This is a genomic window from Paracoccus jiaweipingae (assembly GCF_044335505.1).
In the GTDB taxonomy this organism is placed as follows: Bacteria; Pseudomonadota; Alphaproteobacteria; order Rhodobacterales; family Rhodobacteraceae; genus Paracoccus.
Genome location: NZ_JBISBS010000009.1, coordinates 53,207 through 70,537 on the forward strand (window position 1 = coordinate 53,207; position 17,331 = coordinate 70,537).

A 17,331-nucleotide genomic window follows, 5' to 3' on the forward strand; every position below is an offset into this window, starting at 1 on the left:
TCAGAACAGGAAATAGCGTTGCGCCAGCGGCAATTCGCTGGCCGGTTCACAGGTGATCAACTGGCCATCGGCGCGGACCTCATAGGTTTCGGGATCGACCTCGATCACCGGGGTGGCGTCGTTCAGCCGCATGTCGGATTTGCCGATGTCGCGGGTGTGTTCGACCGCCAGCGCCGCCTTGCCCAGACCGTCGCAGGCACCGGCCTCCAGCCCGGCGCGGCTGACAAACAGCGCGGCCGCCGACTGGCAGGCCCGGCCAAGCGCGCCGAACATCGGGCGCATATGCATCGGCTGCGGCGTCGGGATCGAGGCGTTGGGATCGCCCATCTGCGCCATTGCGATCTGCCCGCCGATCAGCACCATCTCGGGCTTGGCGCCGAAAAAGGCCGGGTGCCACAGCACCAGATCGGCGCGCTTGCCGACCTCGATGCTGCCGACATGGGCGGAAATTCCATGCGCAATCGCGGGGTTGATGGTGTATTTCGCCACATAGCGCCGGGCGCGCAGATTGTCATTCGGGCCGGTCTCGCCCTCAAGCGGGCCGCGCTGCACCTTCATCTTATGCGCGGTCTGCCAGGTGCGGGTGATGACCTCGCCCACGCGGCCCATGGCCTGGCTGTCCGAGGAAATCACCGAAAACGCCCCAAGGTCGTGCAGGATGTCCTCGGCCGCGATGGTCTCGCGCCGGATGCGGCTTTCGGCAAAGGCCACATCCTCGGGCACGCGGCGGTCAAGGTGGTGACACACCATCAGCATGTCCAGATGTTCCTCGATCGTGTTGGCCGTATAGGGCCGCGTCGGGTTGGTGCTGGACGGGATGACATTGGGGCTGCCCACGACCTTGATGATGTCGGGGGCATGGCCGCCGCCCGCGCCCTCGGTGTGATAGGCGTGGATGGTGCGGCCCGCGATGGCGCGCAGCGTGTTTTCGACAAAGCCGGATTCGTTCAGCGTGTCGGTGTGGATCATCACCTGCACATCCATCCGGTCGGCCACCGTCAGGCAACAGTCGATGGCGCCCGGCGTCGTCCCCCAATCCTCGTGCAGTTTCATCGCGCAGGCCCCGGCGCGGATCTGTTCCTCCAGCGCCTCGGGGCGGGAGGCATTGCCCTTGGCTGCCAGACCGATATTCATCGGCAGGCTGTCGGCGGCCTCCAGCATCCGGCGGATGTGCCACGGCCCCGGCGTGCAGGTGGTGGCCAGCGTCCCATGCGCGGGGCCGGTGCCGCCGCCCAGCATGGTGGTGATGCCCGAGGCCAGCGCCTCGTCGACCTGCTGGGGGCAGATGAAGTGGATGTGGCAGTCGATGCCACCCGCCGTCAGGATGCGCCCCTCGCCTGCGATGATCTCGGTCCCCGGGCCGATGATGATGGTGACGCCGGGCTGGGTGTCGGGGTTGCCCGCCTTGCCGATGGCGGCAATGCGGCCATCCTTCAGGCCAACATCGGCCTTCAGGATACCGGTCCAGTCAAGGATCAGCGCGTTGGTGATGACGGTGTCCACAGCCCCGCCCGCGCGGGTGATCTGGGACTGGCCCATGCCGTCGCGGATGACCTTGCCGCCGCCGAACTTGACCTCTTCGCCATAGGTGGTCAGGTCGCGCTCGACCTCGATCAGCAGGTCGGTGTCGCCAAGGCGCAGGCGGTCGCCGGTGGTCGGGCCGAACATCGCGGCGTAATCGGCGCGGGAAATTTCCACCGGCATTTACAGCGCCCCCATGATCTGCTGGTTAAAGCCCCAGACCGCGCGCGCCCCGGCCAGCGGGATCAGGCGGACCTCGCGCCTTTGGCCGGGTTCAAACCGGATGGCGGTGCCGGCGGCGATGTCCAGCCGCATCCCGCGTGCCGCCGCGCGGTCGAAGTCAAGGCCGGGATTGGCCTCGGCAAAGTGGTAATGGCTGCCCACCTGCACCGGGCGGTCGCCGGTATTGGCGACCATCAGGGTCAGCGCCGCGTGGCCCGCGTTCAGGGTAAGGGTGCCCTCGGCGGGGATGACCTCGCCGGGGATCATGCCGTCACCACCAGCGCAAGCCCCGCCACCGCCACCGCGCCGCCCGTCAGCCGCAGCGCCGCGGGGGCCAGGCGGCCAAGTGCGAGGCCCGCGCCATGCAGAACCGCCGTGGCCAGCGCAAAGCCCGCCGCATAGGCCGCCAGCCCCAGCCCCAGCCCCGGACCCTGCGCCGGACCCTCGGCCCCGTGCGCCCAGCCATGGGCCGCGCCGAACACCGCCGTCATCGCGATCAGCCCCGCCAGCGGCAGGCGCCAGGCCAGCGCCACCAGCGCGCCCAGCACCATGACCGAGGCCAGGATTGCCGGTTCAACCGCCGGAAAGCCGACCCCCGCCGCGCCCATCGCGCCACCCGCAACCATCGCGGCGATAAAGGTCAGCGGCAGCGCCCAGATCGCCCGTCCGCCCGACTGTGCCGCCAGAAGGCCAAGCGCCACCATCGCCAGCATGTGATCGGCGCCGCTGAACGGATGGCCAAAGCCGCCGCTGAAATGGCCGGTGTCATGCCCCGCATGGGCCAGCGCGGCGGTGGGGGCCAGGGTGAACAGGGCGGGAAGGATGCGCTTCATCGGTCTCTCCTATCGGATCGGGTGGTGGACGGTGACCAGCTTGGTGCCGTCGGGAAAGGTGGCCTCGACCTGCACGGTCTCGATCATCGCGGCGATGCCGGGCATGCACTGATCGGCGGTAATGACCTGCGCCCCGGCCTCCATCAGGTCAGCGACGCTGCGGCCATCGCGGGCGCCCTCGGTCACGAAATCGGAAATCAGCGCGACGGCCTCGGGGTGGTTCAGGCGCACGCCGCGCGCCAGCCGGGCGCGCGCCACCATCGCGGCCAGCGCCACCAGCAGCTTGTCCTTTTCGCGGGGGGTCAGGTTCATCCGTGGCTCCTAAATCTGCCAGACGCGCGGCACGGCGCCGGGCCTGAGGTGGTCGATCAGCCGGATCATCTGGCGGCGCAGCGGCCAGCCATCCCCCGCCAGACAGCGCAGCACCAGCCGCCCGTCACTGGCCGAGGCCGCAGCCGTCACGCCCGGCTGATCCAGCAGCGCGCGCAGGGGCGCCAGCGCATCCGCCGCGCCCGGCCCGATCAGCGCCAGAAACCCGATCGCCCGCGCGCCCGCCAGCCGCGCCGCGCCGTCACCCGCCAGCGCGGCATCATCCAGCCGCAGCGGATCGACCAGCACGGGCCGCCCCGCGCGCCGCACGATGCGACGGTCATGCAGGTCAAGCCGCGTGACGGTTTCCCCCATCGCCGCGCGCCCCAGCACAAGGGTTTCGGTCATCAGCAGCGTGGAATCCTCCTCCAGCTCGGCCTCAAGCCGCCGGTCCAGCGCCGCGCCGTCGAACAGGATCGTGTCCTGCGGCAGCCAGTCCAGCGCCGCGCCGCGCCCCAGCCGCAGCCGCACGCTGGCCCGCGCCGGGGGACCATCGGCGCGATAGGCGCGCTCGGCCGTTTGGGTGGTGGCGCTGGCCTGTGTCCCCGCCGCCAGCGTCACCGCATAGTCCAGCCGGTCACCCGAGGCCAACCCGCCCGAGGTGTTCAGAAACACCACCTCAGGCCGTGCCGCGCGCGGGGGCGGCAGGAACAGCTTGGCCGAACCCGACTGCGCCAGCCCGGTCAGCCGCCCTCCGTCAAGGGCGACATGCGCTGAACCGTGGCTGCGCTGAAGCGCGGGGCGGGGCGGGGTGGTATCCAACATGCGCCAAGCCTTAACGTCACCCGTCACCCACCACGAGGGCCGCGACGCGGCAGAAAGGGGCTGCGGCGCGCGATGCCTGAAAAACAGGCGATCCGAGGGTCATTTGCTTATCGTGAAGGCATGTTGCGAACCGGTATCCATCGGCGGAAATGCGACGGTAAAGCCGTGACACCCCGCTCAAAAGAAAACGACCAGCAGAATGCGCGGTCCAGCCGCAACCCGAGCCTGAGACCGGTCGCCTTGGACGTGGCTGTTGCGAAATTGGGTTTCAGGCGCTTTCCCTGACCACCAGCCTGCCGGTAAAAGTGCGGCTTAGCTGGGTGGTTTCGCGACTTTCCAGAACCTCGACCAGATATTCGGCCATGTCCCGGATCGGTTGCCGATAGGTCGTCAGACGATAGCCCACGCCCGCTGCCTGGGGGATGTCATCCAGCCCGGTGACGGCGATGTCGTCCGGCACGCGCAGGCCCAGACGGTGCCGGATGCAATCCACCGCACCCAGTGCCAGCGCGTCGTTTTCACAGGCAATCACGTCGGGCAGCGCGGCGCGCGGCCTGCCTGCCAGAAGGCCGGCCAGCAATTCGGTGGCCAGCGCCGGATCGTAACCATCCACGTCTGCTGTTTCCGGCGCGTGGCCGGTGCTGTTTTGCCAAAAGCGGACAAAGGTTTCCTTGCGCGACAGATGCGCAGAAATCGTGCGCGGTCCGGCCAGAAACATCGGCCTGTGATAGCCACGCTTCACGATATAGCCCGCGATGTCATGCGTCGCGGCACGGTCGTCCACGGCAATGGAAATCGTGTCCGGGTTCTGGGAATTGCGTGCAAAAATAATCAGCTTGCGCAACAGGCGTGCACTGCCTGCCGCTGCCAGCATCTCGTCGCTGAACTGGATGCCGATCAGGACGGTGGCGTCGACGCGACGCTGGCGGGCCTTGCGCATGGCGTCGCCCGCGTCGATCTTTCCCAGCGTGTTCACCAGCAGCGTGTCCCAGCCGTGACGTTGCAGCGTATCTGTCAGGCGTTCCAGCATGACCAGTTTGTGCGGGTTGGCGAAATCGTCGATCAGCAGCGCGATCAGCCGTGAGCGATCAGAGGCCAGCGCCGCCGCGCGCAGATCCGGAACGTAACCAAGCGCGTCGGCGGCCTCGATCACGCGGCGCCTTGTCTCGGGCGAGATCGAGGCCGCGGCCTTGAACGCCCTGTTCACCGTCCAGCGCGAAACCCCGGCGGCCTGTGCCACATCGTCGGCGGTGATATTGTCGCTGGCCATGGCGTGCCCCTGTAACCCACACCCCGTTTGCCCGTATCCGGTCGCGCTGACAATAGCGTGGGGGCGGTAACAACCCCGGCTGGCATCATTTGCACGCGCGTGCAAAATAATTCTTGCACGCGAGTGCATCGGGTGGTTCACTTTGCCTTAACGGGCCGCGAATCAGAATCGGTCCGAAGGGGGGAATATGCTGACAGTCGGATTGCTGGGCGCGGGGCGCATCGGTCAGGTTCATGCCGGGAACATCGCGGGGCATTCGCGCTCGGCCTTGGTGGCCGTGGCGGATGTGAATGCAAAGGCGGCGCAGGATCTGGCGGCCAAATACGGGGCCAGCGCCCGCAGCACCGACGAAATTCTGGCGGATGACAGCATCAACGCAGTGCTGATCGCGACATCGACCGACACGCATTCCGACCTGATCGAGGCCGCAACCGCGGCAGGAAAGGCCGTGCTGTGCGAAAAGCCTGTCGACCTGTCATTGCAGCGTGCGCGCAGCTGTCTGGCGCGGGTCGACGGGCGCGGCCTGCCGGTCATGATCGGGTTTAACCGCCGTTTCGATCCCAGCTTTGCCGCGCTGCAAGCCGCCAGCCAGCGTGGCGAGATCGGCAAGACAGAGCTGCTGTCGCTGACCTCGTTCGATCCGGCGCCGCCGCCGGCCTCGTATGTTCGTGTCTCGGGCGGGCTTTTCCGCGATATGATGATCCACGATTTCGACATGGCGAATTTCCTGATGGGTCAGCGCCCGGTCAGCCTGCGCGCCGTGGGCAGTGCCATTATCGACCCCGCGATCGGGGCGGCGGGCGATGTCGATACCGCCGTTGTGACCATGACCTATGCCGACGGGCAGATCGCGGTGATCAAGAACAGCCGCCGTGCCGCCTATGGCTATGACCAGCGGGTCGAGATGTTGGGCGCTGACGGGCTGTTGCAGGCGCAGAACATGCTGGAAAACACCGTTGTAAGGTCAACGGCCGCCGGGGTGGTTTCGGCCAAACCAACATGGTTTTTCCTTGAACGCTATCTGTCGGCTTATGTGGCGGAATGGGACGCGTTTGTGGCCGCCGTTCTGGATGGCCAGCCGGTGCCGGTCACGCTGGCGGATGGCATTGCCGCGCTGGCCATGGCCGAGGCCGCGACCCAGTCCGCGCAAACCGGCGCGGCTGTCGCGCCGCAATACTGATACCGCCACGCGCTGGCCGGGAGGGGCGGGCGCAGGGCGGGACAAGCCGACCCGGATGTCGGCAAAGCAGGGGCCAGAATAACGCCCCATTCTTGGGATGAGGAAAACATGAAGAAGCTGTTTGCAACCGTGGCCGTGGCCGCTGTGACGGCACTGGCCGGTCCGGCGCTGGCCACCGATATTATCGTCGTCACCCATGGTCAGGCGAATGATCCGTTCTGGTCGGTGGTCAAGAACGGCGTTGAAAAGGCCGCCAAGGATACCGGGGTCAATGTCGATTACCGCGCCCCTGAAACCTTTGATATGGTTGCCATGGCGCAGCTGATCGACGCTGCGGTCAATCAGGAACCGGACGGAATGGCGATTTCCATTGCCGATGCCGATGCGCTTGGCCCCTCGATCAGGCGCGCGGTCGAGGCGGGTATCCCCGTCATCTCGATCAACTCGGGGGCGGATGTGTCCAAAGATCTGGGCGCTCTGCTGCATGTGGGGCAGGGCGAATTCGACGCCGGCAAGGCGGCGGGGGAAAAGCTGGCCCAGATGGGCGGCAAGAAGGGCATCTGTGTCAACCACGAGGTCGGAAACCTGTCGCTGGATCAGCGCTGCGAGGGCTTTATCGAAGGGTTCGGTGGTCAGGTGACGGTTCTGCCGACCAGCAATGACCCCGCCGAGATCCGTTCCAAGCTGCGCGCCGCACTGGATTCCGACCCCGAGGTCGACACCGTGATGGCGCTTGGCGCCTCGTTGGCGGGCGAACCTTCGGTGCAGGCGATCAAGGAATCGGGCCGCAAGGTGCAGGTCGCGACCTTTGATATGTCGGCGGGCTTTTTGCAGGCGATCATTGATGGCGATGCGGCTTTTGCCATCGACCAGCAGCAATTCCTGCAAGGCTATCTGCCGGTCAGCTTTCTGGCGCTGCACGCGCAATACGGGCTGATGCCGGGGGGCAATGTGCCCTCGGGTCCGAACCTGATCACCGCTGACAAGGCCGAACAGGTCATCGACCTGTCTGCCAAGGGCATCCGCTGATCCGGGCACCGGACGGGGCGGCGATCTGCCGCCCCGGCTGCGACAGAAAGGCAGGCCATGACCGATATTCCGACCGCGGACGAGCGGCTTAAACCCGAACCATTCCTTACCCGCATGATGAAGCGGCCCGAACTGGGGGCCATGGCGGGCGTCCTGCTGGTGACCCTGTTCTTTCTGCTGACAGCGGACGGGGCCATGTTCACCTTGTCGGGGGTGGTGAATTTCATGACCCCCGCAGCACAGCTTGGCATTCTGGCCATAGGCGCGGCGATGCTGATGATCGGGGGCGAATTTGACCTGTCCATCGGGTCGATGGTGGCCTTCGCCGGTCTGTTCTTCGGGGTTTGCGTGATCAACTGGCAGGTGCCGCTGATTTTGGCGATCCCGATGACATTTGCCTTTGCGGCCATTGTCGGGGCGATTAACGGCACCATCGTCATCCGGTCTGGCCTGCCGTCTTTCATCGTTACGCTGGCCTTCCTGTTCATTCTGCGCGGGCTGTCGCTGGTGGGGCTGAAGCTGGCCACTGGCGGCTCGACACAGTTGCGTGGCGTGCGCGAGGCCGTCGAGACCGATTTTCTGGCCCCGGTCTTTTCCGGTGATGCCTTTGGCGGGCTGTTTCGCTGGCTGGCCGAAAACGGCCTGATCGAGACCTTTCGCAGCGGTGCGCCGAAAGTGCCGGGCATTCCGGTGGAAATCCTGTGGTTTGCGGCCATTGCGCTGCTGGCCACATGGGTCTTGCTGCGCACACCGGTCGGCAACTGGGTTTTCGCAGCCGGCGGCGATGCGAATGCGGCATCCAATTCCGGCGTGCCGGTGGGCAAGGTCAAGATCGCGCTGTTCATGCTGACCGCCTGCTGTGCGGCGCTGGTGGCGATCATTACCGTGATGGATGCCGGCTCGACCGATGCCCGTCGCGGCTTTCAGAAGGAATTCGAGGCGATCATCGCCGCCGTCATCGGCGGGTGCCTGCTGACCGGTGGTTACGGGTCCGCCATTGGTGCGTTCTTCGGGTCGATCATCTTTGGCATGGTGGTGATCGGTCTGACCTATACCAGCTTTGATCAGGACTGGTTTCAGGTCTTTCTGGGCGGGATGCTGCTGATCGCGGTTCTGTTCAACAATGCCATCCGCAAGCGTGTCACGGGGGAACGTTGAGATGACCATCGACACCGCATTCCACCACGGCGATGTCACGGCTGACGCGCCGATCATCGAGATGCAGAATATCGAAAAGCATTTCGGCAATATCATCGCACTGGCCGGGGTCAGCTTTGATGTCCGGCCCGGCGAATGCCACTGTCTGCTGGGTGATAACGGGGCGGGAAAATCGACCTTTATCAAAACCATGTCAGGCGTGCACAAACCGACCCGTGGCACCATCACCTTTGAAGGCAGGCCGCTGTCCTTTGACAGCCCCCGCGACGCGATGGAGGCCGGGATTGCCACGGTGTTCCAGGACCTTGCCATGATCCCGCTGATGAGCGTGACACGAAATTTCTTCATGGGGCGGGAACCGGTCAAAGGCCGCGGCCTGACCCGGCGCTTCGACGCCGCCCGCGCCAGCGAGGTGACGATGACCGAAATGCGCAGGATGGGCATCAACCTGCGCGGTCCCGATCAGGCGGTGGGCACCCTGTCTGGCGGGGAACGCCAGACGGTCGCCATTGCCCGCGCGGTCTATTTCGGGGCCAAGGTGCTGATTCTGGACGAGCCGACATCCGCCCTTGGGGTGCGTCAGACCTCGAATGTGCTGGCCACCATCGACCGGGTGCGGGCGCAGGGCGTCGGGGTCGTGTTCATCAGCCACAATGTGCGGCACGCCATGGCGGTGGGCGACCGCTTTACGGTTCTGAACCGGGGCAAGACGCTGGGCACCGCCGAACGTGGCCAGATCACCGCGAACGAATTGCAGGATCTGATGGCGGGCGGGCAGGAAATGGCGCGGCTTGAAGGGTCGCTTGGGGGGACGATCTGATGGGCGCGGCACAGATGCCGGACCGGCCCTTGGGCGTGGCGCTGATCGGGACTGGCTTTATGGGGAAATGTCACGCGATGGCGTGGCGCAATGTGGCAACGGTTTTTGGCGGTGCCCATCCCCGGCTGGCGGTATTGTGCGACGCGACGCAGGACGCAGCGGTGGCCCATGCGGCGCAGTTCGGCTTTGACCGTGCAACGGTCGACTGGCAGGCGGCGGTGGCGTCCCCGGATGTGGATGTGGTCTCGATCACCACCCCCAACGGAATGCACCGCCCCATGGCCGAGGCCGCCTTGCGTGCGGGCAAGCATGTCTGGCTGGAAAAGCCCATGGCCCTGACGCTGGCGGATGCCCGCGCCATGGCCGATCTGGCGGCGGCCTGTCCGGGGCAGGTGACGATGCTGGGCTATAATTACCTGCGCAGTCCCGCCTTTCAGGCCGCGCGGGCCATGGTTCGGGCAGGGGAAATCGGCACGCCGCTGGCCTTTCGCGGTGTCTATGACGAGGATTATTCCGCCGACCCGGCCCTGCCATGGTCATGGCGGATGACACATCAGGCGGGCGGTCTGGGCGCGCTTGGCGATCTGGGCTGTCATCTGGTCAGCCAGATGCTGGCGCTGATGGGTCCGGTCGACAGCCTGATCGGGCAGACCCAGATCGCGGTGCCGCAACGCCCGTCCGATCAGGGGCCGCGCGCGGTCGAAAACGAGGACAGCGCGATGGCAATGATCCGCTTTGCCTCGGGGGCGCAGGGGTCTTTTGCGACCTCGCGGGTGGCACGGGGGCGCAAATGCCGGTTGCAGTGGGAAATCCACGGCAGCAGGGGCAGCATTGCCTTCGATCAGGAAAACATGAACGAATTGTGGGTTCACCGCCTGGGCGAGGCCGGGTTCACGCGCCACCTGACCGGTCCCGACCAGCCCGATTTTGCCGCCTTTTGCCCGGCGCCGGGCCATAATTTCGGTTTTAATGAACAAAAGATCATCGAGGCGCGTGACCTTCTGGCCGCGATCGCGGGTGCGCCCCATGCCGGGCCTGATTTCGCGGCAGGCCATCAGATTGAACGTATTATCCACGCCATTGCCGCATCGAATGGCAAGGTCATGGAACTGGGGGATGCATGAGTCAGCTTGACGTTATCACCATCGGTCGGGCGGGCGTCGACCTTTACGGCACCCAGATCGGTGGCCGGCTGGAGGATATGGGATCGTTCCAGAAATATATCGGCGGCTCGCCCACCAATATTGCCTGCGGAACGGCGCGTCTGGGGCTGCGAAGCGGGCTGATTTCGCGCGTGGGCGATGAACATATGGGGCGGTTTATCCTTGAGGAGCTGGCCCGCCATGGCGTCAGCACGCGCGGGGTTGCAGCCGATCCCGACCGGCTGACCGCGCTGGTCATTCTGGGCATCCGCAACCGCGACAGCTTTCCGCTGATCTTTTATCGTGAAAACTGTGCCGATATGGCGCTGTGCGAAGATGACATCGACCCCGCTTTCATTACCAGCGCGCGCGCGGTCGTGGCGACCGGCACCCATCTGTCCCATCCCGGAACCGAGGCCGCGGTTCTGAAAGCGCTGGGAATCGCACGCGAGGGGGGGCTGAAAACCGCGCTGGACATCGACTATCGCCCCAATCTGTGGGGCGTGGCGGGTCATGGCGATGGCGAAAGCCGGTTTGTCGAAAGTGCCGCCGTTACGGCAAGGCTGCGCGACACGCTGCATCTGTTCGACCTGATCGTCGGCACCGAGGAGGAATTCCACATCGCCGGTGGCAGCACCGACACGCTGGCGGCGTTGCGCGCGGTGCGGGCGGTATCGGACGCGGTTCTGGTGTGCAAACGCGGGCCAATGGGCGCGGTCGCCTTTACCGGCGCGATCCCGGACGATCTGGATCAGGGGCAGGCCGGGCCGGGCTTTCCGATCGAGGTTTTCAACGTTCTGGGCGCGGGTGACGGGTTCATGTCCGGCCTGCTGAAGGGCTGGCTGGATGGCGAGGACTGGCCCACTGCGCTGACCTATGCCAATGCCTGCGGCGCGCTGGCGGTCAGCCGCCATGGCTGCACCCCGGCCTATCCAAGCTGGGCCGAGTTGCAGTTCTTTCTGTCGCGCGGCGTCACCCGTCCCGATCTGCGCAACGATGCCGCGCTGGAACAGCTGCACTGGGCGACGAACCGGCATGGCGACTGGTCCAGCCTGCGCAGCTTTGCCTTTGATCATCGCCTTCAGTTCGAGGAAATGCCCGGCTTTACCCCCGAAAAGGCGGGGCGGTTCAAGGAACTGTGCCTGAAGGCCGCGCTGGCGGTGGCGGATGGGCGCCCCGGCTATGGCATCCTGTGCGACAGCCGGCTTGGCCGCGATGCGCTGCACGCGGCCAGCGGCACCGGGCTGTGGGTGGGCCGCCCGACGGAATTGCCCGGTTCGCGGCCTATTGAACTGGAACCCGAACTTGGACCCGATTGCGGGCAGCTGGCGCAATGGGCGCGCGACAATGTTGTCAAGCTGCTGGTTTTTTGCCATCCCGATGACGACCCCAAAACGCGCGACGCGCAGTTGGCGACGGTCCACCGCCTGTTCACGTCGGCACGGCGCAATGGTCTGGAATTTCTGCTGGAAATCATCCCGTCCAAGGTCGCGCCGGTGGGTGATGACACCAATGCGGCGCTGATCCGGCAATTTTATGCCGCCGGAATTTTTCCCGACTGGTGGAAGCTGGAGCCAATGTCCAGCCCCGCCGCATGGGCCGCCACGGTTGCGGCAATTACCGAAAACGACCCGCATACGCGCGGCATCGTGGTTCTGGGGCTGGACGCCCCCGAGGCGGATCTGGCCGCATCGTTCAGGATCGCGGCACAGTTCGACCTGGTGCGTGGCTTTGCCGTGGGGCGCACGATCTTTGGCGATGCGGCGCGGGCCTGGATGCTGGGCCAGATGGATGACGATGCGGCTGTGGCCCGGATGCAGGACCGCTTTGCCCGGCTTTGCGGTGTCTGGGATCAGGCCCGCCAACAAGGGGGACAGCGCGCATGACGGGCACAATCCGGCTGACTGCGGCGCAGGCGATGGTCAAGTGGCTGTCCGTGCAGATGACGCCCGAAGGCAGCCGCTTTATCGACGGCATCTGGGCGATTTTCGGACATGGAAATGTTGCAGGTCTTGGCGAGGCGCTGCACCAGTATCGCGACGATTTCCCGACATGGCGCGGCCAGAACGAACAGACCATGGCCCATGCCGCCATTGCCTTTGCCAAGGGTCATGCGCGGCGGCGGGCGATGGCGGTGACCTCGTCCATCGGGCCGGGGGCGACCAATCTGGTTACAGCCGCCGCGCTGGCGCATGTGAACCGGCTGCCCTTGTTGCTGATCCCCGGCGATGTGTTCGCCCATCGCCGCCCCGACCCGGTCTTGCAGCAGATCGAGGATTTCGACGACGGCACGGTCAGCGCAAATGACTGTCTGCGCCCGGTCAGCCGCTATTTCGACCGCATTACCCGCCCCGAGCAATTGCTAAGCGCGCTGCCGCGGGCATTGCGGGTGATGACCGATCCCGCCAATTGCGGCCCCGCAACCCTCAGTTTTTGTCAGGACGTTCAGGCCGAGGCATTCGACTGGCCCGTTGCCTTCTTTGAACCGCGCATCTGGCATATCCGCCGCCCCGCCCCCGACACGGACGAGGTTTCGCGCGTTGCGGGCCTGATCCGTGCCGCAAAGCGCCCCGTCATCATCGCCGGCGGCGGGGTGATCTATTCCGGGGCAGAGGATGTTGTGGCAGGTTTTGCCAGCCGCCACGCCATTGCGGTGACGGAAACGCAGGCCGGAAAATCGGCGCTGGCGCAAAGCCATCCGATGAATTTTGGCGCAGCAGGGGTGGATGGTTCGGCAGCGGCGAATGCGGCGCTGTCGCGGGCGGATCTGGTGATCGGGGTTGGCACGCGCCTGCAGGATTTCACCACCGGCTCGCGCACGCTGTTTGCCCCGGATGCGCGGTTGGTTTCGGTCAATATTCAGCCTTACGATGCGGCAAAGCACGGCGCGGAAAGCCTTGTGGCGGATGCGCGGGTTGTCCTTGGGGCGCTTGACGCGGCGCTTGGCGATTACCGCGCCGACGCGCCCGACAGTGCCGCGCGCGCCGACTGGCTGGCGGCGGTCGATGCCCATTGCGCCCGACCCGACGATCAGACCGCCTTGCCATCGGATGCGCAGGTGATCGGCGCGGTCCAGCGCGCGACCGGGGATGACGCCATCGCCATTTGCGCGGCAGGCACCATGCCCGGTGCGCTGAAACTGCTGTGGCAGCCGGCGCAGGGCGGCTATCACATGGAATACGGATTTTCCTGCATGGGCTATGAAATTGCGGGCGCGATGGGGCTGAAGCTGGCCCGGCCCGACCGGGACGTGATCTGCTTTGTCGGGGATGGCAGCTATATGATGGCCAATTCCGAACTGGCCACGGCGGTGATGCGGCGCGTGCCGTTTATTGTCATTCTGACCGACAATCGCGGTTATGGCTGTATCAACCGGCTGCAAACACAGGGCTGTGGCGGTGCGGCGTTCAACAATATGTATGTCGATTGCGACATCGTCGACCAGCCCCGGATCGACTATGCCGCCCATGCCCGCGCGATGGGCGCGCAGGCCGTGCAGGTCGGCGGCACCGACGCGCTGGAAGCGGCGATTGCCGCAGCGCGCAGCCGCGACATTCCGACCGTGATCGTGATCGAGACAACAGCCCGCGATTTTCCCGGCACCGGGATCGACAGCAGCGCAGGCCGTCCGGGTCATTTCTGGGATGTCGCGCTGCCACAGGTTTCCGGGGATGGGACGAAACGCGATTATTACGAAAACTATCTGACCCAGATCGCCCATGCGCGGCTGGTGAACTGAAAAGGAACCGACATGATCCGCTTTGGCACCAACCCGATTGCCTGGGCCAATGATGACGACCAAAGCCTTGGCGCTGACATCCCGACCACCCGCATTCTGGACGAGGCGGGCCGCCAGATCGGCTTTGACGGCATCGAAAACGGCCATCGCTGGCCGCAGGACGACCCCGAGGCCCTGCGGGCGCTGCTGGCGGAATACGGGCTGAGGTTTATCTCTGGCTGGCATTCGCTGAATCTGCTGGCCCATTCGGTCGAGGATGAAAAACGCGCCATTCAGCCGCATCTGGACAAGCTGAAACATAACGGTTGCACGGTGTGCATCGCCTGCGAGACCTCGAATTCCGTTCAGGGGCTGGACCTTCCCTTGTCGGAAAGGGTGGTGCTGGACGATGCCGCGATGGCTGATTTCGCCGCCAGGGTGGGGGAAATCGCCGCCTATTGCGCCGATCAGGGCATCGAACTGGTTTATCACCACCATATGGGGACCGTGGTGCAAAGCCCCGACGATATTGACCGCTTCATGGCGGCGACCGGCCCCGCGACCAGGCTGTTATTCGATGCCGGGCACTGTGTTTTTGGCGGCGGTGACCCGGAAGCGGTTCTGGCCCGCCATATCGGGCGGGTGCGGCATTTCCATGCCAAGAATATCCGCCCCGGCATCCGCGCGCGCACAGAGGCCGAGGGCCTGTCCTTCATGGATGGGGTGCGCGCCGGGGTCTTTACCGTGCCCGGCGATCAGGAAGGCTGCATTGATTTCGCGCCATTGCTGCGGATTCTTGCCCGGAACAACTATGACGGCTGGATCGTGATCGAGGCTGAACAGGACCCCTCGGTCCGCAATCCGCTGATGTATCAGACGCTTGGTCTGGCGACGCTGAAACGGCTGGCGCGTGCGGCGGGTCTGGTCGAAGGGGGCGCGCATGGCTGAGCTTCTGAAACGCCCCACCGGCAGCCGCGGAAAGGTGCATCACCTGACCCCCGCATCGGCGGGCTGGCGCTATGTCGGCTTTGACCTTTACCGCCTGCGTGCGGGGGACACCGCCGCCGAGGTCACCGGCGATGACGAGGTCATTCTGGTCATGGTCGAGGGTCGCGCCGTCATCACCGCCGCCGGTCAGAGCTGGGGCGAGCTTGGCCAGCGCATGAACGTGTTCGAAAAGACGCCGCCGCATTGTCTTTATGTGCCGAACGGGCAGGACTGGTCGCTGCGCGCCACCACCGATGCGACCATCGCGGTCTGTAAGGCGCCGGGCCATTCAGGCCATGCCGCGCGCCGCATTGGGCCGGATGGCATCACCCTGACCCAGCGCGGCGAAGGTGCCAACACGCGCTGGATCAACAATATCGCCATGGAGGCCGAGGATTACGCCGACAGCCTGCTGGTGACCGAGGTTTTCACCCCCGCAGGCAACTGGTCGTCCTATCCCAGCCACCGCCATGACGAGGATGATTTTCCCCGTATCACCTATCTTGAAGAAACCTATTATCACCGTCTGAACCCGGCAAATGGCTGGGCCATCCAGCGGGTCTATACCGATGATGGCCAGCTTGACGAAACCATGGCGGTGCGTGACGGCGATGTGGTCTGCGTGCCGCGTGGCCACCACCCCTGCGGCGCGCCCTACGGGTTCGAGATGTATTACCTGAACGTGATGGCGGGGCCGCGCCGCAACTGGCGCTTTGTGTCCGCACCCGAGGTCGCGCATCTGATCTGATCACGCGACCTGCCGTTGATGGCGCTTTGTTTTGTACCCCCTTTCAGGGGGCTGATCAGCGGGCGGACGCTGATTATCGCGCCCTTCCGGCCGGGGGCGCAGTTTCTCGACGCTGCGGGACACGTTGAATCTGTCGCATGGTTGGGCGCGGCCTAAGGCGTGGCAGCGGAACGGCTTCCGGCCCAATGAATGCCGGAACGCCACCCACGCCTATGTCACGGCCCGATCGAGCGTGGGACGGTGCGGGACCGCCACAGTATGGTTCGGGCGCTCAAGGCGGGTTTGGGCACATCTTTTGAAATGCAGAATACCTCAACGATGCACTTGGTCGAGCAAGGCGCGCGTTCCCGGACTTCTGCGCCTTCCGGGAGGCGTTCTGAAAAAGGTGGCACGGGATGACGCGCAGGCAAAGCAGTTCAGCGTGGCCAGCCGGAAACTGATGCAGCTGGGGCTGGCGCCGGCAACGCCCAAGGCAGTGCCGGCAGGCGGGCGAAGAAAGTTCGAGCTGGACCACCATGTACCTTTGAGGCGGGGTGGACCGGTCCATGATAGCGACAACATGCAGGTCTTGTCGCCAAAGGCGCATGTGGAGAAGAGCAGGAATGAATGAATTGACGAGGGCATTTCAGAAAAACAGTGTGTCCGATTTCTCTCGGGACGAATTTCTGGCCTATATCACTGCTTTTTTTTCGCGGAGAAGCAGAGAGGGAAGAAGAGAATATTGCGCAGATCCTGCATTTCGAGAACATCGTCGCGCCCGACCCGCGGGGCAGCGACCTGATCTTATGGCCCGAAGTGGGCGTCGAGGAAACGCCCGAAGGCGTGGTCGGCCAAGGTGGAGCAGTTCCGCCGCGAGAACGGGCTGCCGGGAGACCGGTTAAGCCGACACAACGAGGGATGACGCGCTGGCGGCAGAGTTCAGCGCGGCCATCCCCAATAACTGTTTGCATCGGAGAGGCAGGGCCGCACTGGCGCAGGCGTGATAGCCACGAAGCCGTTGCGCCCATCTTCCGCCACTTCAGCACTGTTCGCGCCCGCTTTCAGGGTTTGGAATCGCGGCAAGATGTCCTTTGCCAGTCCGGCCACATAAACATGATCGAATTCCTTCCCCCTGGCGCCGTGGATCGTCATAAGGGTCACGGTATCCGCATCTGCCCTTGATCGCTTCCATCCCCCAGCATCGTGCGCTGTCGAACCATCCGGGCTGCACAGTACATAGGGCTGTGGTTCGGTCTCGATCTTTGCGATCTAAATGAGGGCCGAAAGTAGCCGGCTTCGATTTCTGTCACAGAGTTGGCTTAAAAATCAGCCCCACTGCCGCAAAGGATAAATTCCGACCCCAAAGGCTAAATATCACTGGAATCGACAACGGGAAATCTGGTCGGAGCGAGAGGATTCGAACCTCCGACCCCCTGCTCCCGAAGCAGGTGCGCTACCAGGCTGCGCTACGCTCCGACCGTAGGTGGGGCAGGTAACGCCATGGGCGGGGAAATGCAAGGGGGTTTTGGGTGGCCGCGTGATATTTATCACGGCGGGGCAGCGGTGTGTCCCGGCGCTGTGGCCGGGTGG

At 65.0% G+C, this 17,331-nt stretch carries 17 protein-coding genes, 1 tRNA gene and 1 pseudogene; 11 read left to right on the plus strand and 8 right to left on the minus strand.

Annotated features, from left to right (window positions below):
• The 6 genes from ureC to ACFXP9_RS13610 form a co-directional block, all read right to left on the minus strand.
• The gene (gene ureC, locus ACFXP9_RS13585; RefSeq protein ID WP_397209088.1) at positions 1-1,704 is read right to left on the minus strand and encodes an urease subunit alpha; all 1,704 of its coding nucleotides are present in this window, start codon (positions 1,702-1,704) and stop codon (positions 1-3) included.
• Positions 1,705-2,010 (minus strand): urease subunit beta, encoded by a 306-nt coding sequence (locus ACFXP9_RS13590; RefSeq protein ID WP_397209087.1) that lies wholly within the window; start codon positions 2,008-2,010, stop codon positions 1,705-1,707.
• A complete protein-coding gene (locus tag ACFXP9_RS13595) occupies positions 2,007-2,576 on the minus strand; it encodes a HupE/UreJ family protein (protein ID WP_397209086.1) in 570 nt (189 codons plus the stop codon). The genes ACFXP9_RS13590 and ACFXP9_RS13595 overlap by 4 nt, the downstream gene beginning before the upstream one ends.
• 9 nt (positions 2,577-2,585) lie before the next feature.
• Entirely contained in the window at positions 2,586-2,888 is a 303-nt protein-coding gene (locus ACFXP9_RS13600; RefSeq protein WP_397209085.1) for an urease subunit gamma, read from the minus strand.
• 9 nt (positions 2,889-2,897) lie between these two features.
• Positions 2,898-3,710, minus strand: a complete 813-nt coding sequence (locus ACFXP9_RS13605; protein ID WP_397209084.1) for an urease accessory protein UreD — start codon at positions 3,708-3,710, stop codon at positions 2,898-2,900.
• Positions 3,711-3,978: 268 nt separating this feature from the next.
• Positions 3,979-4,980 (minus strand): LacI family DNA-binding transcriptional regulator, encoded by a 1,002-nt coding sequence (locus tag ACFXP9_RS13610; RefSeq protein ID WP_397209083.1) that lies wholly within the window; start codon positions 4,978-4,980, stop codon positions 3,979-3,981.
• Positions 4,981-5,167: 187 nt separating this feature from the next.
• Between ACFXP9_RS13610 and iolG the strand changes: the two genes are divergently transcribed.
• The 11 genes and pseudogenes from iolG to ACFXP9_RS13665 all read left to right on the plus strand — a co-directional run.
• Positions 5,168-6,160, plus strand: coding sequence for an inositol 2-dehydrogenase (gene iolG / locus ACFXP9_RS13615; RefSeq protein ID WP_397209082.1), 993 nt, complete (start codon positions 5,168-5,170; stop codon positions 6,158-6,160).
• 108 nt (positions 6,161-6,268) lie between these two features.
• Complete coding sequence (locus tag ACFXP9_RS13620; protein ID WP_397209081.1) at positions 6,269-7,189, plus strand: sugar ABC transporter substrate-binding protein; 921 nt, start codon at positions 6,269-6,271, stop codon at positions 7,187-7,189.
• A gap of 57 nt (positions 7,190-7,246) precedes the next feature.
• Positions 7,247-8,347: an ABC transporter permease gene (locus tag ACFXP9_RS13625; protein WP_397209080.1), complete on the plus strand. Its 1,101-nt coding sequence runs from the start codon at positions 7,247-7,249 to the stop codon at positions 8,345-8,347.
• A 1-nt stretch (position 8,348) separates the two neighbouring features.
• Complete coding sequence (locus tag ACFXP9_RS13630; RefSeq protein WP_397209079.1) at positions 8,349-9,167, plus strand: ATP-binding cassette domain-containing protein; 819 nt, start codon at positions 8,349-8,351, stop codon at positions 9,165-9,167.
• Positions 9,167-10,291 (plus strand): Gfo/Idh/MocA family protein, encoded by a 1,125-nt coding sequence (locus ACFXP9_RS13635; RefSeq protein ID WP_397209078.1) that lies wholly within the window; start codon positions 9,167-9,169, stop codon positions 10,289-10,291. Before ACFXP9_RS13630 ends, ACFXP9_RS13635 begins: the two co-directional genes overlap by 1 nt.
• On the plus strand, positions 10,288-12,195 hold the full coding sequence (locus ACFXP9_RS13640) for a bifunctional 5-dehydro-2-deoxygluconokinase/5-dehydro-2-deoxyphosphogluconate aldolase (protein WP_397209077.1): 1,908 nt from the start codon (positions 10,288-10,290) through the stop codon (positions 12,193-12,195). The genes ACFXP9_RS13635 and ACFXP9_RS13640 overlap by 4 nt, the downstream gene beginning before the upstream one ends.
• Positions 12,192-14,048, plus strand: coding sequence for a 3D-(3,5/4)-trihydroxycyclohexane-1,2-dione acylhydrolase (decyclizing) (gene iolD, locus ACFXP9_RS13645; protein WP_397209076.1), 1,857 nt, complete (start codon positions 12,192-12,194; stop codon positions 14,046-14,048). The genes ACFXP9_RS13640 and iolD overlap by 4 nt, the downstream gene beginning before the upstream one ends.
• A gap of 12 nt (positions 14,049-14,060) precedes the next feature.
• Positions 14,061-14,975 (plus strand): myo-inosose-2 dehydratase, encoded by a 915-nt coding sequence (gene iolE, locus ACFXP9_RS13650; protein WP_397209075.1) that lies wholly within the window; start codon positions 14,061-14,063, stop codon positions 14,973-14,975.
• Positions 14,968-15,762, plus strand: a complete 795-nt coding sequence (iolB, locus tag ACFXP9_RS13655) for a 5-deoxy-glucuronate isomerase (RefSeq protein ID WP_397209074.1) — start codon at positions 14,968-14,970, stop codon at positions 15,760-15,762. Before iolE ends, iolB begins: the two co-directional genes overlap by 8 nt.
• 385 nt (positions 15,763-16,147) lie before the next feature.
• On the plus strand, positions 16,148-16,372 hold the full coding sequence (locus ACFXP9_RS13660; protein WP_397210284.1) for an HNH endonuclease signature motif containing protein: 225 nt from the start codon (positions 16,148-16,150) through the stop codon (positions 16,370-16,372).
• 26 nt (positions 16,373-16,398) lie between these two features.
• Positions 16,399-16,578 (plus strand): annotated as a pseudogene (locus ACFXP9_RS13665) (hypothetical protein); the annotation flags it as partial.
• Between the two features lie 102 nt (positions 16,579-16,680).
• On the opposite strand, the gene ACFXP9_RS13670 reads toward ACFXP9_RS13665, so the two are convergent.
• Together ACFXP9_RS13670 and ACFXP9_RS13675 are read right to left on the minus strand one after the other, a co-directional pair.
• A complete protein-coding gene (locus tag ACFXP9_RS13670; RefSeq protein WP_397210294.1) occupies positions 16,681-17,010 on the minus strand; it encodes a 3'-5' exonuclease in 330 nt (109 codons plus the stop codon).
• A gap of 130 nt (positions 17,011-17,140) precedes the next feature.
• Positions 17,141-17,217: transfer RNA gene (locus ACFXP9_RS13675), tRNA-Pro, on the minus strand.
• Between the last annotated feature and the right edge of the window lie 114 nt (positions 17,218-17,331).